The organism is Blastococcus sp. HT6-4, from assembly GCF_039679125.1.
GTDB classification, from domain to species: domain Bacteria; phylum Actinomycetota; class Actinomycetes; order Mycobacteriales; family Geodermatophilaceae; genus Blastococcus; species Blastococcus montanus.
The window spans coordinates 2545583-2565538 of record NZ_CP155551.1; the positions used below are offsets into that span (position 1 = coordinate 2545583).

Consider the following 19956-nt stretch of genomic DNA (forward strand, 5'->3'; position numbering starts at 1 on the left):
GAGGTCCCACCGTGCCGCAGCGACCGGAGGAGCTCGTCGAACTGCTCCCCGCCGCGGAGCCGCTCCTCGCGCGGGAGGCCGAGCTCGGCGACCCGGCCGAGCGTCGCGGGCTGGTGCTCGTGCACGACCTCGCGGGCGACTTCGACGCCGCGTCCGCCGGCACGCTCGCCGGCGCGCACCTGCTGGCCACCCTGCCGCACGAGGTCGTCGCCCGCTTCGACGCCGACAGCCTGGTCGACTACCGGGCCCGCCGGCCGCGCATGACCTTCAACGGCGACCGGTACGAGTCCTTCACCGCGCCCGAGATCGCGCTGCACGCGGTCGAGGACGACGCCGGGGAGACGTTCCTGCTGCTGCACGGCGCGGAGCCGGACTACGCCTGGGAGCGGTTCGTCGCCGCCGTCGGTCAGCTGGTCGAGCGCCTGGGCGTCACCTCCGTGGTCGCGCTGCAGGCGATCCCGATGCCGGTTCCGCACACCCGGCCCGTCACGGTCACCGCGCACGCCACGCGCCGCCAGCTCATCGAGCAGTACCCGGTGTACTGGGGCGAGATGCGGATCCCGGGCAGCGTGTCGGCCCTGCTCGAGCTGCGCATGGGCGAGGCCGGGGTGGATGCCCTCGGCGTCGCCGCGCACGTGCCGCACTACCTGGCCCAGACGACCTATCCGGCCGCGTCCCTCACGCTGGTCGAGCACCTGGAACGGCTGACCGGGCTGCGGCTGCCCACCGAGGCCCTGCGCGAGGCGGCCGAGGCCAACCGCACCGAGATCGACGAGCAGATCGCCCGGTCGGCCGACAACGTCGCCGTCGTGGCCGCCCTGGAGGAGCAGTACGACTCCTTCACCGCCGCCCGCGAGGGCAGCGACCTGCTCGGCAGCGCCGGCGAGGTGCCGAGCGCCGAGGAGATCGGCGCGGAGTTCGAGCGCTTCCTCGCTGACCAGGACCGCCGCCGCCCCCGCGACTGACGCCCCGGCGTCCCCGCCGCCGTCCGGCCCGGCGGGCACAGCACAATCACCGGGTGGCGACCTGGTCCGACCAGCCGGTGACGGCGCGGTTCGACGACCTCGTGGCCGGCACGGCGCTGTCGTTCGGGCAGGCGCACCGCGTGCTGACGGCCGAGCGCCCCGAGGACGTCGTCCCGCTGCTGGCCGACGTCGAGCGAGCCACCGCGCGGGGCCGCTGGGCGTTCGGCTACCTGGCCTACGAGGCCGCGCCCGGGCTGGACCCGCGCCGGCCGGTGGCCGACCGGCCCCCCGCCGATCTGCCCCTCGCGGTCTTCGCCCTGTGCGACCGGCCCGACGAGGTGGCACCGGTGGCCTCGCCGCGCGGGCGCGACCGCGCGTACCGGGTGGGGCCCTGGACCCAGGACTGGACCGGGTCGGGCCACCGCGCGGCCGTGGAACGGGTGCGGTCGCAGATCGCCGCCGGGAGGACCTACCAGCTCAACCTCACCGTCCGGATGGACGCACCGGCCGCCGGACCGCTGGACGAGCGCTACGCCGATCTGGCCTGGGCGCAGCAGGGCTCCTACGCCGCCCACCTCGAGCTCGGCCGGTTCGCCGTCGTCAGCGCCAGCCCCGAGCTGTTCTTCGAGTGGCGGGGCGACCGGCTGATCACCCGCCCGATGAAGGGAACGGCCGCCCGCGGCCCCACGACCGCTGCGGACGCCGACCGCCGGAGCCGGTTGCTCGGCAGCGAGAAGGAGCGCGCCGAGAACCTGATGATCGTCGACCTGCTGCGCAACGACCTGGGGCGGCTCGCCGCCGTGGGCAGCGTGGAGGTCCCCGCGCTGTTCAGGGCCGAGCGCTACGGCACCGTCTGGCAGCTGACCTCCGACGTCACGGCCCGGCCCCGGGCCGGGACCGGGCTGGTCGACGTCTTCCGCGCCCTCTTCCCCTCCGGTTCGGTGACCGGGGCACCCAAGCAGCGCTCGATGGAGCTCATCCGCGAGCTCGAGCCCCGACCGCGGGGCGTCTACTGCGGCGCGATCGGGGTGGTCGCCCCGCCGGGGCATCCGTACCGGGCGCGGTTCAACGTCGCCATCCGGACCGTGACCGTCGACCGGGTGGCCGGCACGGCGGAGTACGGCACCGGGGGCGGCATCACCTGGAGCTCGGACCCGGCCGCCGAGCACGCCGAACTGCTGGCGAAGGCGGCGATCCTGGCCGAACCGCACGAGGAGTTCGCGCTGCTGGAGACGATGGCGCACGTCCCCGGCGAGGGGCTGCGCAACCTCGGGCGGCACCTCGACCGGCTCACCGACTCGGCCGCGTACTTCGGCTTCCCCGTCGACCGGCAGGCGGTCGCCGGCCGGCTGGCCGCGGCGGTGGACGGGTACGGCGCGGCCCGGGTCCGGCTCGCCCTGCACCGGGACGGCGCCCTCGACATCGACCTGCGCCCCCTGCCGGGACCGGCACAGGGCCCCGTCCGGCTGGTCGTGGACCCGGAACCGGTCGCCGCCGGCCTGGTCTGGCTGCACCACAAGACCACCCGACGCCGGCTGTACACGGAGCGGGCCGCCCGCCACCCGGAGGCCGACGACGTCCTGCTGGTCAACGAGGCCGGCGAGGTGACCGAGTCGACGATCGCCACCGTGGCCGCGCGCCTCGACGGGACCTGGTGGACCCCGCCGCTGTCGGCGGGCTGCCTGCCCGGGGTCGAGCGCGCCCGCCTGGTGGCCGCCGGGCAGTTGCGGGAGCGGGCTCTCACCCCCGACGACCTGCGCCGCGCCGACGCGCTCGCGCTGGTCAGCTCGCTGCGCGGCCGGCGGCCCGCCGTCCTGCTGTGAGACGACGGCGGGCCGGGACCGGGAGATCCCGGTCCCGGCCCGCCGCGGCCTGCTGGCGCTACGCGGTCAGCCCGCCACGACCACGTGCTCGTTCGGCACGCAGTGCGTCATCACCAGACCGGTCACGTCCCGAGGCCCGTTCTTGCCGAGGTTGGCGAGCCGCTGCTGCTCCTCCTCGTTCAGGGTCTGCGTCTGCAGCGGCGGCAGGCCGCGGACGTCGTCCGCGCTGATGCCCAGCGCGTCACCGACGCGCTGACCCCACTCGTCCTCGCACATGAAGAAGTGCCAGACCATCCGCTCCTGGATCTCGCGGCGGCACTGCTGGAGGGCGCCGACCAGGTTGGCCACCAGGTCGTCCTTCTCCCACTGCTCGCTCAGCAGGTACCGCTCGCCGGCCTGCTTGTAGTCGTTGGTCCGCGGGATCCGCTTGCGGGTGAGCCGGCCGTTGACGACCGGGCCCTGCTCGTCGTGCGTGGGGTAGGTGGCCTCACGCAGGCCGCCGGTGATCGACGGCTCGTAGTTGACGTGCGGGTTGTCGCCCACGGTGTCGCGGCCGTAGGACATCGGGCCGCCCTGCTGGTTCGTGTTGACCGGCACCTTGGGGCGGTTCACCGGCAGCTGCAGGTAGTTCGGCCCCACCCGGTAGCGCTGGGTGTCGGAGTAGGAGAACGTCCGGCCGACCAGCATCTTGTCGTCGGAGAAGTCCAGGCCGTCGACGAGCACGCCGGTACCGAAGGCGATCTGCTCGTTCTCGGAGAAGAAGTCCTCGGGCATCCGGTTCAGGGTCATCGTCCCGACCTTGCGGAGCGGGAAGACCTCCTCCGGCCACACCTTGGTGTCGTCGAGCGGGTCGAAGTCCAGCTCGGGGTGCTCGTCGTCGCTCATGAGCTGGACGTGCAGCTCCCACGACGGGAAATCACCGGCGGCGATCGAGTCGTAGAGGTCCTTGGTGTGGGCACCGAGGGTCTGGGCCTGCACCGCGGCGCCGTCGGCGGCGGTGTAGGACTTCACGCCCTGCTTGGGCAGCCAGTGGTACTTGACCAGGACGGTCTCGCCCTGCGCGTTGACCCACTTGTAGGTGTTCACGCCGAAGCCCTGCATCGTCCGGTAGCTGGCCGGCAGGCCGCGCGGGCTGAAGACCAGGGAGACCATGTGCATGGCCTCGGGGGTCTGGCTGAAGAAGTCGAACGCGCGCTCGGCGACGTTGGCCTCGAAGGTGACCGGGTCCGGCTTCTGCGAGTGGATGAAGTCGGGGAACTTGATGGCGTCGCGGATGAAGAAGACGCCCAGGTTGTTGCCGACGAGGTCCCAGTTGCCGTCCTCGGTGTAGAACTTCACCGCGAAGCCGCGCGGGTCGCGCGCCATCTCGGAGGAATCGCGGCCACCGGCCACGGTGGAGAACCGCAGCGCGACGTCGGTGCGCTTGCCCTTCTCCTGGAACAGCTTGGCGCGGGTGTACTTGCTGATCGGCTCGTCACCGACGGTGCCGTCGGCCTCGAAGTAGCCGTAGGCGGTCACGCCGCGGGCGTGCACCACGCGCTCCGGGATGCGCTCCCGGTCGAAGTGGCTGATCTTCTCGAGGAACTGGTAGTTCTCGAGGGTCGCCGGGCCGCGAGCGCCCACGGTGCGCTGGTTCTGGTTGTCGTAGACCGGGTGGCCCTGACGGGTGGTCAGGACGGGCTTGCCGGCCTGGCTGGGTGCGGTGCCCTGCGATGCGACGTCGGTCATGCGATCACTCCCTCTTCGATTGCACTGCTCGTTCCGTACCCGGGAGCCCTGCGCGCGACCTGGCAGTCCGCGCAGAGTCCCCAGAAGACGACCTCGGCCTCGTCGACGGCGAAACCCGCCGTGTCCGCCGGCTCCAGGCACGGGGCCCGGCCCACGACGCAGTCGACGTCCGCGACCACGCCGCACGAGCGGCAGACGAGGTGGTGGTGGTTGTCCCCCACCCGAAGCTCGAACAGCGCCGGCGCTCCGGCGGGCTCGATCCGGCGGGCGATCCCCGCGGCGACGAACGCCTTGAGCACGCCGTAGACGGCCTGCGGCGACAGCGACGGGTGCAGCTCGCGCGCTCCGGTCACGATCGTGTCGGCGTCGGCATGGGGGTGGTCGGCGAGCACGGTCAGCACGGAGAGGCGCGGCCGCGTCACGCGCAGCCCCGCCCCGCGCAGCTCGTGTGCCCAGGTGGTCTCCATCGACCACCACTGAACGCCCTTTTTTTGATCTAGTCAAGAAAAGGGCGCCGCCGGCGGGGTGGACAGCGCCCCCCCCACCTCGCCGCTCGATGATCAGCCTCCCTGATCATCGAGCGTCCTCCCTCACCGTGCACCGAGAGGGAGGACGCCGCATGATCAGGTCAGCTGATCATGGCGGGGACCCGCTGTTCAGGCGAAGACGATCGTGCGGTCGCCCTCGACGATGACCCGGTCCTCCACGTGCCAGGTGACGGCCTGGGCCAGCACCTGGCGCTCCACGTACCGGCCGACCCGGCGCATGTCCTCGACCGTGGCCCGGTGGTCGACCCGCGCGACCTCCTGCTCGATGATCGGCCCGGCGTCGAGCTCGGCGGTCACGTAGTGCGCGGTGGCGCCGATGAGCTTCACGCCCCGGTCGTGCGCCGCCTGGTACGGGTTCGCGCCCACGAACGCCGGCAGGAAGCTGTGGTGGATGTTGATCAGCCGCTCCGGGAACCTGGCGCAGAACTCCGGCGAGACGATCTGCATGTACCGCGCCAGCACCACGAGGTCGACGTCACCCACGATCTCCAGCGCCCGGGCCTCGGCCTCGGCCTTGGTCGCGGGCGTGATCGGCACGTGGTGGAACGGGATGCCGGCGGCGGCCGCCACCGGCTCCAGGTCGGGGTGGTTGGAGACGACGGCGACGATGTCGGCCCGCAGGTCACCGGCGCGCACCCGGTAGACGAGCTCCTGCAGCACGTGGTCGGTCCTGCTCACGAACACCGCGACCGTCGGCCGGTGGGTCGCCTCGGTGAGGCGCCAGGTGAGCTGCCACTCCCCCGCCAGCTCCACCAGCCGGGCCTCGAGCTCGGGCAGCCGCGCCGGCAGGTCGGCCAGCACGAACTCGAGCCGCAGGGTGAAGGTGCCCCCGCTGGGGTCGGAGGAGTGCTGCTGGGAGTCGGTGATGTTCGCCCCGGCCTCGGCCATCAGGCCGCTCAGGACGGCGACGATCCCGGGGCGGTCGGGGCAGCGGACGACCAGCCGCCCGAGGTCGGTGGTGCTGGGATCGTGCGGGCCGGCGGCGGACATGGCGGAAATCGTGGCAGAAACCGCCGGTTCGCCGGTCACCCGGGTCCGACGCCGGTGCGCCCCCAGCGGGGCGGTGGGATCAGACCGCCGGGAGCGTCGCCCGCTGCCGGTCGGCGATGTCGAACAGGTCGCCCCACTCCTCGACCCGGGCGAGCACCTCCTCCGTGCGGAACCGCAGCGAGCCGGGGTCGGCGCCGTCGCGGACCGCGTCCACCTCGTCCCAGCCGATCGGCGTGGAGACCGTGGCGTCCGGTCGCGCCCGCAGCGAGTACGGCGCGACGGTGGTCTTCGCGGTGTTGTTCTGGCTCCAGTCGACGAGGACCTTGCCCGGGCGCAGCGCCTTCTCCATCCGCCACACGACCTGGTCGGGCGTCTCCGCGCTGAGCTCCTGCGCCAGCTTCTTGGCGTACCGGCTGGGGTGGTCGCGATCGGCCACCCGGATCGGCGCGTAGACCTGCATCCCCTTGGAGCCGGAGGTCTTCACGACCGGGTCGAGTCCGTCGTCGACCAGTCGGGCGCGGAGCCGCTCGGCGAGGTGGCAGCACTCCGTGATGCCGGTGTTGGGTCCGGGGTCGAGGTCGAGCACCAGCAGGTCGGGCAGCGCCGGCTGCAGCCTGCTGCCCACCTGCCACTGCGGCACGTGCAGCTCCAGCGCCGCCAGGTTCGCCGCCCAGGCGAGGTCGGCGACGGTCTCGAGGACGACCATCTCCAGCGTCTCGCGCCCCTTGGAGCTGCCGGGGCTCGGCACCGTCACCTTCCGCACCCAGTCGGGGGCGTGCCGGGCGCTGTTCTTCTCGAAGAAGGCCTGCCCCTCCACACCGTCGGGCCAGCGGGTGAAGGTGACCGGCCGGCCGGAGAGGTGCGGCAGCAACGCCGGTGCGATGCGGACGTAGTAGTCGATCACCTGCGCCTTGGTGAACGAGACCTCCGGGAACAGGACCTTGTCCAGGTTGGACACCTCGAGCTGCCGCCCGTCCACCCGGACCCGCTGCCTCACGGGTGCCTCCGTGCCCGGGGACGGTGGACCGCACGCGTCGGTCCGCTCACGGCTCCACCACCACGTCGGCGACGTCGACGTCGTCCCGCAGCCCGCGCCACGACGCGTGGCGCAGCCGGCCCTCGGCGGTCCACCCGGCGAAGGCGACCTCGCCCACGAGCTCCGGCTCCACCCACTGCGCGTCCCGGGTGACCTCCCGCGGGAGGTCACCGGCGAACGGGCTGGTGCGCCGCGGGGTCACCGCGGCCTGCAGCTCGCGCAGCGCCCGGTCGGTGAACCCGGTGCCGACGTGACCGGCGTAGACCAGCCGCCCGTCGTCGTCGTGGACGCCGAAGAGCAGCGAGCCGATCGTCCCGGCCCGCCGGCCGGCACCGGGCCGCCACCCGCCGACGACGACCGACTGCGTGCGCACGTTCTTCACCTTCACCCAGTCGGGGCTGCGCGCCCCGGGCCGGTACGGCGAGTCCAGGCGCTTGGCGACGACGCCCTCCAGCTGGTTCTCCCGGCTCGCGGCGTGCACCCGCGCTCCCCCGCCCCGGAACCACGGCGTGGTCACCCAGCGCCGGCCACCCGGGGGCAGCGCCTCCAGCCGCTCCCTCCGCTCGGCGTAGGGCAGCCCGGTCAGATCCGCGCCGTCGTGGGCCAGCAGGTCGAAGACCAGGTAGGTCACCGGGCGGGCGGCGGCCAGGCGCGGGACCTCCGGGCCGGTGCGGTGCATCCGGTTCTGCAGCGCACCGAAGTCGGGGCGGCCGGCCGCGTCCATCGCCACGATCTCCCCGTCCACGACCGTCCGCCGGCCGCCGACGCCGGCGGGCAGCGCGGCCAGCTCCGGATAGCGGACGGTGATGTCGCCACCCTTGCGCGAGGCGAGCGCCAGGCGGTCGCCGTCGACCGCGGCGACCGCGCGGACGCCGTCCCACTTGAACTCGTAGCCCCACGCGTCGTCGTCGGCGGTCGGCAGCTCGCCCGCGACCGCCAGCATGGGCAGCGGGAGCTCGGCCGGGCCGGGCGCGACCACCTCAGGCGGTGCGGCGGGAGCGCTTGGCCGGCGGCTCCTCGCCGGCGGCGGCCTTCGTGGCGGCCGCCTTCTTCGCGGCAGCGGCCTTCTTCGCCGGAGCGGCCTTCTTCGCGGCGGTGCTCTTCTTCGCCGCCCGCTTCGCGGCGGGCGCGTCGTCGGCCCCCGCCGCGGAGGCCTTCCGCGCCGGCGCCTTCCTGGCCGGCGCCTTCCTGGCCGGCGCGGCCTTCGCCGGCGCCTTCTTCGCCGGTGCGGCCGGGGCCGGGTCGTCGCCGCGGGCCCGCTCGACGCTGCGCCGGAGAGCGCTCATCAGGTCGACGACCGCGGCGCCGCTGTCGGCCACCTCCGGCACCGGCTGGACGTCGCCGCCGGTCGCCTTCGCCTCCAGCAGCGCGGTCATCGCCTCGCGGTAGTCGTCGGTGAACTCGGTGGGGTCGAACTCGCCGGACATGGAGGCGATCAGCGCCTCGGCCATCTGCAGCTCCTGCGGCCGGACGGCGATGTCCTCGTCGAGGAAGGCGAAGTCGGGGCGCCGGATCTCGTCGGGCCAGCGCATGGTGTGCAGCACGAGGACGCCGTCGCGGACCCGCAGCGCCGCGAGCGACTCGCGCTGCCGGATGGCGATCTTGGTGATCGCCACCTGGCCGGCGTTGTCCAGCGCGTCCCGCAGCAGGACGTACGGCCGCGTCGCGGCGCCGTCGGGCTCGAGGTAGTAGGTCTTCTCGAAGTGGATCGGGTCGATCTGCTCCTGGTCGACGAACTCGAGCACCTCGATCTCCCGCCGCGAGCTCAGCGGCAGCTGCTCGAAGTCCTCGTCGGTGAGGATGACCAGCTGACCGTCGGGCAGCTCGTAGCCCTTCGCGATGTCGCCGTACTCGACCTCCTCGCCGTCGATGGAGCAGACCCGCTTGTACTTCACCCGGCCGCCGTCGGCGGCGTGCACCTGGTGGAAGCGGATGTCGTGGTCCTCGGTGGCGGAGTAGAGCTTCACCCCGATGCTGACCAGGCCGAACGACACGGCGCCGCGCCAGATCGATCGCATGCCGTCCTCCTCCAGCCCCGCCGTCCCGGGCGTCCGGCGACCCCGACCGGGTCAAGATCGCAGGATAGGTCCGGAGCCGTACCCGCGGCAGCCCGGACGACGCCTCCGCTCCCCCTGACGGAGGACGGCGGGGACGGCCGTGGTCAGACCTGCACGTCGGCCTCGTCGTCGGCGGGGGCCAGCGCCCCGTTCTGGATCGCGTCGTACACGAACTGCAGGACGTCCGAGCCGGCCACCGTGGTCATGGTCAGGGCCGCCAGCCGCGTCGCACGGGGTGCGGAGACGTAGCCGAAGACGAACGCCGTCCCGACCCACTGCGCCAGGCAGAACGGGCAGGTCAGCAGCTCTCCGACGGCGTGCTTCACCCCGCCGTGCTCGCGCACCTCCTCGGCCACCTCCGCGTGACCCGACGGCCCCTGGAACGCGGTGAAGGGCGCCCGGAGCGGCGCGGTCACGGGGTCCTTGGCCAGCCGGCGGGCCAGTCGGAACGTCGCGATCGTGAGGAGTGCGGCGTCGCCGAAGGGGATCCGCTCCGGCAGCTCGCGCCCCGAGGCGCGCACCACCGCCGCCCCGGCGGTCACCAGGCCCACGTACACCCCCATGGCGCCGAGGTCGCCGCCCAGCGGCCGGGCCTCCCCGTTCCCGTACTCGCGCTTCTGGATCCGGGCCCACCTGCGGAGGGGGGCGCCCATCCGCTGCACCTCGTCTGCGATCGCCATGCGGCCCCAGCTACCCCCTGCGGTCCGCCCTCATGCCGTGACCCGGCACCCAGTGCGCCGACGCACACGGGCGCATGCCCGTGGGCACCCCGGGTAGGGCGGTGGTCCGACGCCGGTCCCCCGACCGGCTCCGGCGTCCCCGCGGGGACGCCACGAGGACGACGCGCGCACGCCGCGCAGAGACGGAGGCACCGCATGACGCAGCCCGAGGGCCAGACCGCGCGCGACATCTTCCCCGAGGACGACGGCATCCCCGAGGTGTCGCAGGACGACTCCCCCACGATGGACCGGGCGGAGGACCCGCAGTTCGAGCCGATGCCCGGTGAGCGGGCCAACGCCAGCGTCGACTTCGGCACGACCGCCTTCGAGCAGTCCGAGGGCGAGTCGCTCACCGGCCGGCTCGATCGGGAGCTCCCCGACGACGCGGCCGACGTCCGCCCGGCCGAGGACCCCGACCGCGCCGACGCCCAGCTGGAGCAGGACACCTCCACCACGCCCGACAGCGACTCGGGGACCAACCGCACCGCCGACGACATCGAGGCCACCGCCGACGCCCCCGTGGGCGGCGAAGGTCCCGAGGAGGGCGCGGTGCACGTCATCGACGGCTGACCCGCCGCCGCGCCTCCGCCGCCGCCCCACCTCCGGGACCACCTGCATGGGTGTTCCGCGGGGGTGGGTTGGCGCGCGCCCGCTCGGTTGTCTACGTTGAGTCAGCGGTTCAGCAGGTAGCCGCGCCGTGCCGGACCGCGTGGTCCGGCACGGGACACGATCGACCACCGGTGGGACGGGGACGTCGAGTCCCCGGAACGCACAGCGGTAGATTGTCCGGGCGGCCCGCCGTCCGGATGCCGCCGAGAGGAGCAACAGTCCGTGACCACTTCCGACCTGCCTGCCGAGGGGCAGCCCGACGTGTCGACCGAGGGCACCGAGGCGCCCTTCGACGACGTGATCACGCTCTCGACCTCCACCGATGAGGACGGCACGGTCACGGTCACGGTCGTCGGCGAGGTGGACACCTTCACCGCCCCCGTGCTGCGCTCAACGCTGGACAGCCAGCTCGAGCAGCAGCCGCGGGAGCTCGTGATCGACCTCTCCGGCGTCCAGTTCCTGGGCTCCGCCGGCCTCGCCGTCCTCGTCGAGACGCAGAAGTCCGCCCGCAGCCGCGACGTCGCGCTGCGCCTGATCGCCACCACCCGCGCGGTCACCCGCCCGCTCGAGGTGACCGGCCTGATCGACCTCTTCACGATCGCCGACAGCCCCGCGCGCTGAACGTCGCCGGGCCCGTCCCGGCGTACGACGAAGGCCCCTCCGCACCGCGGCGGGGGCCTTCGTCGTGTCTCAGCCGGAGAGCAGGGCGCAGACGGCCTGCTCCAGCACCTTCTGGGTGTCCCGGTCGGCCACGCCCTCCGTCGCCAGGGTCTCGTCCGCGGCGTGCAGGGCATCGGCCACGGTCTCCCCGTGCTCGAAGCGGTCGACCACCCGGGGGTCGACGTAGCTGGCCTTGCAGACCGCCGGTGTGTTGCCCAGCTGCTCGGACACCGTCCGGTAGGCGGCGTTGACGACCTTCTTCCGCGCGGTCTTCGTCGCCGGCGGCGGCACCTCGGCCAGGATGGCGGCCATGAGGACGGTGGCGTTCCAGGTCCGGAAGTCCTTCGCGGTGATCTCCGCTCCGCTGATCTCCTTCAGGAACGCGTTGATCTCGTCGCTGGTGACGTCCCGCCACACGCCGTCGTCGGTCCGGTAGGCCAGCAGCTCCTCGCCGGTGCCCTCGGGGCGCTCCAGGAGCTGCCGCACCACGGTGGCCGTGGGGCGGTCGGTCAGCTCGACCTCCCGCTCGATGCCGCCCTTGGCCGTGTAGGAGAAGAAGGTCCGCTCCCCGCGCACCCGGACGTGCTCACGGCGCAGCGTGGCCAGGCCGTAGGTGCCGTTCTCCTCCGCGTACTGCTCGCTGCCGACGCGGAACGCACCCAGGTCCAGCAGCCGGATCGCGGTGGCCAGCACCCGCTCACGGTTCAACCCCCGGGTGCGCAGCGCCGAGACGACGGCGTCGCGCACGTCGGGCAGCTGCCGGGCGATCTCCAGCACCCGCTCGTGCTTCTCCGCGTCGCGACGGGCCCGCCAAGCGTCGTGGTACCGGTACTGACGCCGGCCGGCCGCGTCGACGCCGGTGGCCTGGATGTGGCCGTTGGGCCACGGGCAGATCCAGACGTCCTTCCAGGCGGGCGGGACGGCCAGCGCCCGGATCCGGTCGAGCCGGTCGTCCTTGATCAGCGCACCGTCGGTGTCGTAGTAGGCGAAGCCCCGCCCCGCCCGCCGGCGTCGGTACCCGGGGCCGTGCACGTCGCTGCGCCGCAGTCTCACGGGCGGTGGATGAGCACCGTGAGCGGTCGGCAAACCCGCCGCGACGGTGGGTCACCCCTCAGCGCAGGTCCACCAGGCCGTTCAGGCCGCTGATCTCCAGGACGTGCCGGGTGACGCCACCCTCCGGCGCGTGCACCACCAGGCGCCAGGCCTCGTCCCGGGCGATCCGCGCCATCGCCAGCACCACCCGCACCGCCGCGCTGCTGAACAGCGACACCCGGCACAGGTCGAGCTCCATCCGGGCGGCGCCGCCGTGGCTGGCCTCGAGCATCCTGATCCGCAGTTGCTCGGCGGCCGGGGCGTCGACCGCGCCGCTGACCCGTACCACCGGACGGTCGCCCTCCCGGTCGACGACCACCTCGGCGTTGTCGCAGACCCGGTACTGGTCGAGCTCCTCGTCGGGCGTCCGGCGCAGCCGGAAGCTCAGCGTCACCGTGGTGCCGTGGTCCTCCTCCAGCGTCACGCCGTCCACGAGCTGGCGCATGATCAGCAGGCCGCGCCCGCGGTCGCCGGGATCCCGGTCCGGCGGGCGCCACGTCCCTTGGTCCTGGACGGTCACCGTGAGCATCCCGTCGACGTCGACCTTCGCCGTCACCGACATCGGCCCCGGTTCGGCACCCCGATAGGCGTGCTCGGCGGCGTTGGCGCACGCCTCCCCGACGGCCACCATGACGCCCACCCGGTCCTGCTCGCCCATCCCGAGGCCGGCCAGCCAGGCGTTGAGCCGGCGCCGGACCCCCGGGAGCGCCGACGGCACGGCCACCAGGTCCAGATGCAGCGACTCGTGCGGGGTGGCCCGCCGGTGGGCCACCAGGACGGCGACGTCGTCCAGCCAGCCGTGCGGCCGGCGAACGCCCTCGGCGACGGCCGCGGCGAGGCCGCTGCCGGCCTCCACGTCCAGGGCACCGGGTACGGCCAGCACCTCGCGGGCGACCTCGCCGAGCCGGTCCAGCGCCTCCGCCGGGGCGTCGGCGGTGCCGAGGACGGCACCGTTGGAGAAGAGCACCAGCGTGGCGCCCTGCGGCAGCCGGTCCTCGTGCACCGGCGTGGGCGCGCCCGGCAGGCTGCCGAGGGGCGGGCGCGGCGTCACCTCCAGGAACGACGTGTCCCCGTCGGCCCCGATGACCAACGGCGCCGGGTGCCCGGCCGCGCTGTACACGAGCCACCCCGTGGCGGCGTCGAGCACGCCGTAGAAGATCGACGCGCCCTCGACGTCGTCCATCTGGGCGGCGAAGTCGTCGAGCGCGCCGAGCACCGCGCCGGGCTCCGGGTCGCGCAGGAGGGTGGAGCGCATCGCCCCGCGGAGGCGGCTCATCGCCCCGGCCGCCGGGACCCCGTGCCCGACGGCGTCGCCGACCACGAGCGCGACCCTGCCCTTGCCGAGCGGCACCGCGTCGTACCAGTCACCGCCGGCGACGGAGACGTCGGTCGCCCGGTGGTAGCTGCCGGACAGCCGCAGGTCGGGGAGCAACGGCAACGACGGCGGGAGCAACGACAGCTGCGCGAGGTGGACGTTGCCGGCGGTGTCGGTACCGAACTCCTCGACGATCACGACGGCCCCCGGCTCCCCCGCCACCGTCATGGGGCGGGCGGTCACCGTGGCCAGGGGGCCGTCGACGCCCAGGGCCCCGTGCGCCGTCTCCGGGCGGCCGGTGCTGATGGCGATGTCCACCAGGTCGGCCACCGGCCGGCCGGCGACCTCGGGCAGACCGTTGCGCCCCGCGTCCAGCGCGCGCGCCCGCGCATTGGCCCAGAGCGGTCCCGCACCGTCGGACGCCAGGCAAAAGACGGCGTCGGGGGCGCTCTCGAGCGCGGCGAGCAGGACGGCCGACCCCGTGTCCAGGGTGCCGTCGGGTGCGGGTGGCAGACTGCCGGAACTGGCGCTCATCTCGGGCCAGGAAACAACAGCGTCCCGCCCGCGGCAACCGCGCCCGGATCGTGATCGACATCGCGGCGGCGGGCAGGTTTCAGCGGCCGGGTGCCGCGGGTAACCAGCAGTCTTGTGCCAACGGGATGACGGTCCGGCCCCGCCGGTGGCCCGACCGCCCGACACGACGGACCGCCGCGACTCGAGAGCCGAGCGCGCCGGGAACGAAGGAGCGGACGACGGATGGTCGACTCGAGGGGCACCCTCGCGCAGGACGGACGACGTGTGGAGCGGCTGGAGCTGCGGGTGCCCACCACACCGACCCAGCTGCCCGCCGTGCGGGCGATGGCCGGTGACCTGGCGATGCGCATGGACTACGACCTCGACGCGGTGGAGGACCTCCGCCTGGCCGTCGACGAGGCCTGCGCGACACTGACGACGATCGCCCTCGGCGACGCCCCGCTGACGGTCGTCTTCGAGACCACCCGCGCCGGTCTCCGCATCGACGCCTGGGTTCCCACCGCCTCCGGCACCGAGGTGCCGACCGACGGCTTCGGCTGGGTCGTCCTGGCGGCGCTGGTGGACGCGGTCGAGGGACGCCGGTCCAGCCAGGGCGAGGTGCCCGCGGGGAACGGCTCCGACGCCCCGGTGGCCGTGATCTCCCTGGTCAAGTACCTGCCCGGGCACAGGCCGGCCGAGACGGGGAGCGACTCGGGGCAGAACCTCTCGGTGGCCCGGTGACCCGGTCGGCCGCCGCCGACTCCCTCGAGGAGGAGCCGCTGAACGCCACCCCCGGCGCCGACGCGACGCCGGCCGAGGAGCCCTCGGCCGACGCCGTGGAGGAAATCGCCGCCGCCGAGCCCGCTACCGCCGAGCCCGCCGTCGCCGAGCCGGCCGTCGAGGCCGACACACCGCCGCTGTCGGAGAACCGGCGCCGGGCCGAGCGCACCGCGCCGTTGTTCGCGGAGCTGGCCACGCTGGAGAAGGACGACCCGCGGCGCGAGCGGCTGCGGGAGATCCTGGTCGAGGAGCACCTGCCCCTGGTCCGGCACTTCGCCCGCCGGTTCAGCAACCGCGGTGAGCCGTTCGACGACCTGCTCCAGGTGGGCACGCTCGGCCTGATCGCCGCGATCGACCGGTTCGACCCCACCCGCGGGGTGGAGTTCCTGTCCTTCGCGGTGCCCACGATCACCGGGGAGATCAAGCGGCACTTCCGCGACCAGGGCTGGTCGGTGCGGGTCCCGCGCCGGCTCCAGGAGCTGCACCTGTCGCTGAACTCCGCCGTCGGCGAGCTCGCCCAGAAGAACGGTCGGGCGCCCACGCCGAGCGAGCTGGCCGAGCACCTGGGGATCCCGCGCGCCGAGGTGCTCGAGGGGCTCGCCGTCGCGAACGCCTACCGCAGCAGCTCGCTCGACGAGCGGCTCTCCGGCGAGGACGACTCCCCCACGCTGGCGGCGACGCTGGGCGCGGAGGACGCCGCACTCGAGGGCGTGGAGTACCGGGAGTCGCTGCAGCCGCTCCTGGCCACGATCCCGGCTCGTGAGCGCCGGATCCTCATCCTGCGGTTCTTCGGCAACATGACGCAGTCGCAGATCGCCGCCGACATCGGCATCTCGCAGATGCACGTCTCCCGGCTGCTCAGCCAGACCCTGGCCAAGCTCCGCGAGGGCCTGCTCAAGGACTGAGCCGTCCGTCGTCCCCTGGACGAGTGGCCGCGAACACCGGTGGCCCGGAACCCGTGCGGTTCCGGGCCACCGGCGTCCGACGTCGGGACGGGCTACTGCGGGGGCAGCTGCGGCGGGCCGTCCGGCGCGTCCGGATCCGTGCTGCCGTTCCGGTTGCGCGGGTCGGCAGCCGGACCGCTCTCCCGCACGTCCTGGGCGACCTGGGACAGCGGCGGCGGCGTCGGCACCGCGGGCGCGGTGTCGGTGATGCTGGACAGCTCGATCTTCGCCTCGGGCTGGTCGGCCGCCCGGGGCAGCTGCGACTCGAACCAGCTGCTGGTGTCGAGCCCGCCGTCCTTCGGGCCGCTGCCGCCGTCGCCGGCCGGCACGTCCATCCAGGACTTCCCTTCGGCGGCGCCGCCCAGGTTCGCCAGCCCGTCCAGCGCCTTGCTGAACTCGCTCGGGACGATCCACATCTTGTTGGCGTCGCCCTGGGCGATCTGCGGCAGCGTCTGCAGGTACTGGTAGGCCAGCAGCCCCTGGTCGGGCTTGCCGTCGTGGATCGCCTGGAAGACCGTCTCGATGGACTTCGCCTGGCCCTGCGCCTGCAGGTACAGCGCCGCCCGCTCACCCTCGGCCTTGAGGATGCGGCTCTGCCGCTCGGCCTCCGCCTCGAGGATGGCGGCCTGCTTCTTGCCCTCGGCCGAGAGGATGGCCGCGGCCTTCTCGCCCTCGGCGGTGGTGATCGCCGACTGGCGCGCGCCCTCGGCGGTCAGGATGATCGCCCGCTTGTCGCGGTCGGCGCGCATCTGCTTCTCCATCGAGTCCTGGATGGAGGGCGGCGGGTCGATCGCCTTGATCTCCACCCGGGCGACCCGCAGGCCCCAGGGGCCGGTGGTGCCGTCCAGCACGGTGCGGAGCTGGCTGTTGATTCCGTCGCGCCCGGTGAGCGCGCCCTCCAGGTTCAGCCCGCCGACCACGTTGCGCAGCGTCGTGGTGGTCAGCTGCTCCATGCCGGTGATGTAGTTGGCGATGCCGTACACGGCCAGCCGGGGGTCGGTGACCTGGAAGTAGACGACGGTGTCGATGCCGACCTGGAGGTTGTCGGCGGTGATGACCGGCTGCGGCGGGAAGGAGATGACCTGCTCGCGCAGGTCGATCGTCGCCCGCACGCGGTCGATGAACGGCACCAGGAGGGAGAGACCGGGCGACAGCGTCCGGCTGTACCGGCCCAGCCGCTCGACGACCTTGGCCTGGGCCTGGGGCACGATGGTCACGCTCTTGGCGATCACGACGATCACCAGCAGGGCGACGACGATCAGTGCGATGAGTGCCGCATCCACAGCGGGCTCCCTTCGTCGGGGGTCACCGTCGATCCTCCCCCGCCGTGTCCACCCCGGTCAGCACCAGGGGGTCTCGGATCACTCCAGCGCGTCGCCGACGACCGCCGTGGCGCCCTCGACCTCGAGGATCCGCACCGTCGTGCCGGCGGGGAAGCTCTCGCCGCTGTGCTGGGTGCGTGCGGTCCACTCGTCGGCGCCCAGCCGGATCCGCCCGCCGGAAGAATCGACGTCCTGGGTCACCTTCGCGGTCTGGCCGATGAGGGTGTCGACGCCGTCGAGCTGCAGCGGGGTCCGGTTCGTGAGGTGCTTGGCCGCGATCGGGCGGACCAGGACCAGCAGCGCCCCCGAGACGATGATGAAGGTGATCAGCTGCAGCCACGTCGCCCCGCCCAGCAGCGCGACCGACATCGCGCCCAGCGCGCCGCCGGCCAGCATGAGCAGGACGAGGTCGAGGGTCAGCATCTCGCCGACGGCGAGCACTCCCGCACCGATGAGCCAGAGCAGCCAGGCAGCCATGGCCCGAGTCTCGCAGAGTTTCGGCCCCTGGTCGGCTCCGAGCCACCCGGCCGCGCCGACGTAGCCTCGGCCGGTGCACGACTTCCCCGCCGGCCGCCTCGCGGTCTGGGCCACCGCCTGGCTGTCCGGACGGACCTCCTACGACGAGGCGCTGGATGCGCTCACCGGTGCGCACGCCCACCTGGTGGCCGGGATGCCGGGGAACCCGGAGGCGGCGCCGCTGGGCACGGCGCTGGCGGCGCTGCGCGGGCTGGGCGAGCGGCGGCTGCGCCTGGTGCTGCCCGTGCCCGGCGACGTGCGCGGCCTCCCGGCGGTCCCCGGGCTGGCGCCGGCCGGCCTGGAAGCCGGCCAGGCCGCCGTCGGTGATCGGGTGGTGCTCGTGCCGCGGCCCGGCCCGGAGGTGGTGGCCTGGACGGCGTTCCCGCTGGACGGTGCCGCTCCGGCCCCGCCCGTCGAGGGGACGCTGCGGGCGGCGTCCGGCGCGCTGGACCTGGCCGTCGGCGACGCGGCGCGCACCCTGGCCGGACTCGACCTGGCCCGCTGGCACCCCGAGGTGCCGGCGCTGCTGGCCGACCTGGCCCGGCCGAAGCCGGCGCCCGGGCTGCCCGCAGACCACGACCCGCTCGCGTTGTCGGTGCTGGGCCGGGCGCAGCGGCTGGCGGCCGTGCTGGACCTGGCGACGTCCGACGCACCGGGCGGGGCGGTCAACCGCGTCCAGGCCAGCGCCCGGGACGCAGCCCTCCGGCCGCTGTCGGACGCCGTCCGCGACGCGGTCGTGGCGGCGTACAACGCGATTCCCCGCTGAACCACCCCCGCGTGTGCATGGTCATGCATCGCCATGAATACTTGTGCTCGTGTCCAAGGTGCTCACGTCCCTCCCGACCGGCGAACGCGTCGGCATCGCGTTCTCCGGCGGTCTCGACACGTCCGTCGCCGTCGCGTGGATGCGCGACAAGGGGGCGGTGCCCTGCACCTACACGGCGGACATCGGGCAGTACGACGAGCCCGACATCGCCTCGGTGCCCGGACGGGCCACCGCGTACGGCGCCGAGCTCGCCCGGCTCGTCGACTGCCGCGCCGCGCTGGTCGAGGAGGGCCTGGCCGCGCTGACCTGCGGCGCCTTCCACATCCGGTCCGGCGGCCGCAGCTACTTCAACACGACCCCGCTCGGCCGGGCGGTCACCGGCACGCTGCTGGTCCGGGCGATGCTCGAGGACGACGTCCAGATCTGGGGCGACGGCTCGACCTACAAGGGCAACGACATCGAGCGGTTCTACCGCTACGGGCTGCTGGCCAACCCGGGGCTGCGCATCTACAAGCCGTGGCTGGACGCCGACTTCGTCACCGAACTCGGCGGGCGCACGGAGATGTCGGAGTGGCTGGTCGCGCACGGCCTGCCCTACCGCGACAAAGCCGAGAAGGCCTACTCCACCGACGCCAACATCTGGGGCGCCACCCACGAGGCCAAGACGCTGGAGCACCTCGACACCGGCATCGAGACCGTCGAGCCGATCATGGGCGTGCGGTTCTGGGACGAGTCGGTGGAGATCGCGCCCGAGACGGTGACGATCGGCTTCTCGCAGGGCCGGCCGGTCACCATCAACGGGCTGGAGTTCGACTCCCCCGTCGACCTGGTGCTGGCGGCCAACGCCATCGGCGGCCGGCACGGCCTGGGCATGTCCGACCAGATCGAGAACCGGATCATCGAGGCCAAGAGCCGGGGCATCTACGAGGCGCCGGGCATGGCGCTGCTGCACGTGGTCTACGAGCGGCTGGTCAACGCGATCCACAACGAGGACACCCTCGCCACGTACCACAGCGAGGGCCGGCGGCTGGGCCGGCTGATGTACGAGGGCCGCTGGCTGGACCCGCAGGCGCTCATGCTGCGGGAGTCGCTCCAGCGCTGGGTCGGCATGGCGGTCACCGGTGAGGTCACCCTGCGGCTGCGGCGCGGCGAGGACTACTCGGTCCTCGACACCTCGGGGCCGGCGTTCAGCTACCACCCGGACAAGCTGTCGATGGAGCGGACGCAGGACTCCGCGTTCGGACCGGTGGACCGGATCGGGCAGCTGACCATGCGCAACCTCGACATCGCCGACTCCCGCGCCCGGCTGGAGCAGTACGCCCGGATCGGCATGGTCGGCGGCGCGACGCCCACCGCGATCGGGGCCGCCCAGGCGGCGGCGACCGGCCTCATCGACGCCTCCGAGCCCGGCGGTGCCGAGGCGATCGCCTCGCGCGGGGAGGTCTCCGCGCACGACGAGTTGCTCGACCGCGCCGCGATGGAGTCCGGCACCGACTGAGGGCGGCCGCGCTTCGCGGGTGTTGTTCGCGCTGAGGGGGTCCTGCAGCACCCCCTCAGCGCGAACAACACCCCC

Annotated in this window: 19 protein-coding genes; 8 read left to right on the forward strand and 11 right to left on the reverse strand. The window is 73.6% G+C overall.

Features of this window, described 5'->3' with window-relative positions; genetic code table 11:
* Positions 1-11: 11 nt before the first annotated feature.
* Positions 12-965: a PAC2 family protein gene (locus tag ABDB74_RS12250; protein ID WP_346618824.1), complete on the forward strand. Its 954-nt coding sequence runs from the start codon at positions 12-14 to the stop codon at positions 963-965.
* 53 nt (positions 966-1018) lie between these two features.
* Complete coding sequence (locus tag ABDB74_RS12255; RefSeq protein ID WP_346618825.1) at positions 1019-2788, forward strand: chorismate-binding protein; 1770 nt, start codon at positions 1019-1021, stop codon at positions 2786-2788.
* A gap of 66 nt (positions 2789-2854) precedes the next feature.
* Here the strand turns inward: ABDB74_RS12255 and ABDB74_RS12260 are convergent, their stop codons facing one another.
* The 7 genes from ABDB74_RS12260 to ABDB74_RS12290 all read right to left on the reverse strand — a co-directional run bounded on the left by ABDB74_RS12260 (position 2855) and on the right by ABDB74_RS12290 (position 9827).
* Positions 2855-4516: a catalase gene (locus ABDB74_RS12260; protein WP_346618827.1), complete on the reverse strand. Its 1662-nt coding sequence runs from the start codon at positions 4514-4516 to the stop codon at positions 2855-2857.
* Positions 4513-4983 carry a Fur family transcriptional regulator gene (locus ABDB74_RS12265; protein ID WP_346618829.1) on the reverse strand — a complete coding sequence of 157 codons (471 nt, stop codon included), beginning with the start codon at positions 4981-4983 and terminating at the stop codon, positions 4513-4515. The genes ABDB74_RS12260 and ABDB74_RS12265 overlap by 4 nt, the downstream gene beginning before the upstream one ends.
* Positions 4984-5172: 189 nt before the next feature.
* Positions 5173-6054: a formyltetrahydrofolate deformylase gene (purU, locus tag ABDB74_RS12270; RefSeq protein ID WP_346618830.1), complete on the reverse strand. Its 882-nt coding sequence runs from the start codon at positions 6052-6054 to the stop codon at positions 5173-5175.
* A gap of 79 nt (positions 6055-6133) precedes the next feature.
* Positions 6134-7051: a non-homologous end-joining DNA ligase gene (gene ligD, locus ABDB74_RS12275; protein ID WP_346618831.1), complete on the reverse strand. Its 918-nt coding sequence runs from the start codon at positions 7049-7051 to the stop codon at positions 6134-6136.
* A 46-nt stretch (positions 7052-7097) separates the two neighbouring features.
* Entirely contained in the window at positions 7098-8069 is a 972-nt protein-coding gene (gene ligD / locus ABDB74_RS12280; protein ID WP_346618832.1) for a non-homologous end-joining DNA ligase, read from the reverse strand.
* Position 8070: 1 nt separating this feature from the next.
* The gene (locus tag ABDB74_RS12285) at positions 8071-9108 is read right to left on the reverse strand and encodes a Ku protein (RefSeq protein WP_346618834.1); all 1038 of its coding nucleotides are present in this window, start codon (positions 9106-9108) and stop codon (positions 8071-8073) included.
* A 143-nt stretch (positions 9109-9251) separates the two neighbouring features.
* Complete coding sequence (locus ABDB74_RS12290; protein ID WP_346618836.1) at positions 9252-9827, reverse strand: DUF1360 domain-containing protein; 576 nt, start codon at positions 9825-9827, stop codon at positions 9252-9254.
* 195 nt (positions 9828-10022) lie between these two features.
* Between ABDB74_RS12290 and ABDB74_RS12295 the strand changes: the two genes are divergently transcribed.
* Positions 10023-10436, forward strand: coding sequence for a hypothetical protein (locus ABDB74_RS12295; RefSeq protein WP_346618837.1), 414 nt, complete (start codon positions 10023-10025; stop codon positions 10434-10436).
* Between the two features lie 261 nt (positions 10437-10697).
* On the forward strand, positions 10698-11096 hold the full coding sequence (locus ABDB74_RS12300; protein ID WP_346618839.1) for an STAS domain-containing protein: 399 nt from the start codon (positions 10698-10700) through the stop codon (positions 11094-11096).
* A gap of 69 nt (positions 11097-11165) precedes the next feature.
* Here the strand turns inward: ABDB74_RS12300 and ABDB74_RS12305 are convergent, their stop codons facing one another.
* Positions 11166-12188 carry a DNA topoisomerase IB gene (locus tag ABDB74_RS12305; RefSeq protein ID WP_346618841.1) on the reverse strand — a complete coding sequence of 341 codons (1023 nt, stop codon included), beginning with the start codon at positions 12186-12188 and terminating at the stop codon, positions 11166-11168.
* Positions 12189-12246: 58 nt separating this feature from the next.
* Positions 12247-14076: a SpoIIE family protein phosphatase gene (locus ABDB74_RS12310; RefSeq protein WP_346618842.1), complete on the reverse strand. Its 1830-nt coding sequence runs from the start codon at positions 14074-14076 to the stop codon at positions 12247-12249.
* Positions 14077-14298: 222 nt separating this feature from the next.
* Between ABDB74_RS12310 and ABDB74_RS12315 the strand changes: the two genes are divergently transcribed.
* Entirely contained in the window at positions 14299-14796 is a 498-nt protein-coding gene (locus ABDB74_RS12315) for an ATP-binding protein (RefSeq protein WP_346618843.1), read from the forward strand.
* The gene (locus ABDB74_RS12320; RefSeq protein WP_346618845.1) at positions 14793-15740 is read left to right on the forward strand and encodes an RNA polymerase sigma factor SigF; all 948 of its coding nucleotides are present in this window, start codon (positions 14793-14795) and stop codon (positions 15738-15740) included. The genes ABDB74_RS12315 and ABDB74_RS12320 overlap by 4 nt, the downstream gene beginning before the upstream one ends.
* A gap of 92 nt (positions 15741-15832) precedes the next feature.
* Here ABDB74_RS12320 and ABDB74_RS12325 read toward each other — a convergent pair whose 3' ends face one another.
* Positions 15833-17062, reverse strand: a complete 1230-nt coding sequence (locus ABDB74_RS12325) for an SPFH domain-containing protein (RefSeq protein WP_346618846.1) — start codon at positions 17060-17062, stop codon at positions 15833-15835.
* Positions 17063-17140: 78 nt separating this feature from the next.
* Positions 17141-17578, reverse strand: coding sequence for an NfeD family protein (locus tag ABDB74_RS12330; protein WP_346618847.1), 438 nt, complete (start codon positions 17576-17578; stop codon positions 17141-17143).
* A 73-nt stretch (positions 17579-17651) separates the two neighbouring features.
* Here ABDB74_RS12330 and ABDB74_RS12335 point away from each other — a divergent pair, with 73 nt between their 5' ends.
* Together ABDB74_RS12335 and argG are read left to right on the forward strand one after the other, a co-directional pair.
* Positions 17652-18383, forward strand: coding sequence for a hypothetical protein (locus tag ABDB74_RS12335; RefSeq protein WP_346618848.1), 732 nt, complete (start codon positions 17652-17654; stop codon positions 18381-18383).
* A 49-nt stretch (positions 18384-18432) separates the two neighbouring features.
* Positions 18433-19881 (forward strand): argininosuccinate synthase, encoded by a 1449-nt coding sequence (gene argG / locus ABDB74_RS12340; RefSeq protein WP_346618849.1) that lies wholly within the window; start codon positions 18433-18435, stop codon positions 19879-19881.
* Positions 19882-19956: the final 75 nt, after the last annotated feature.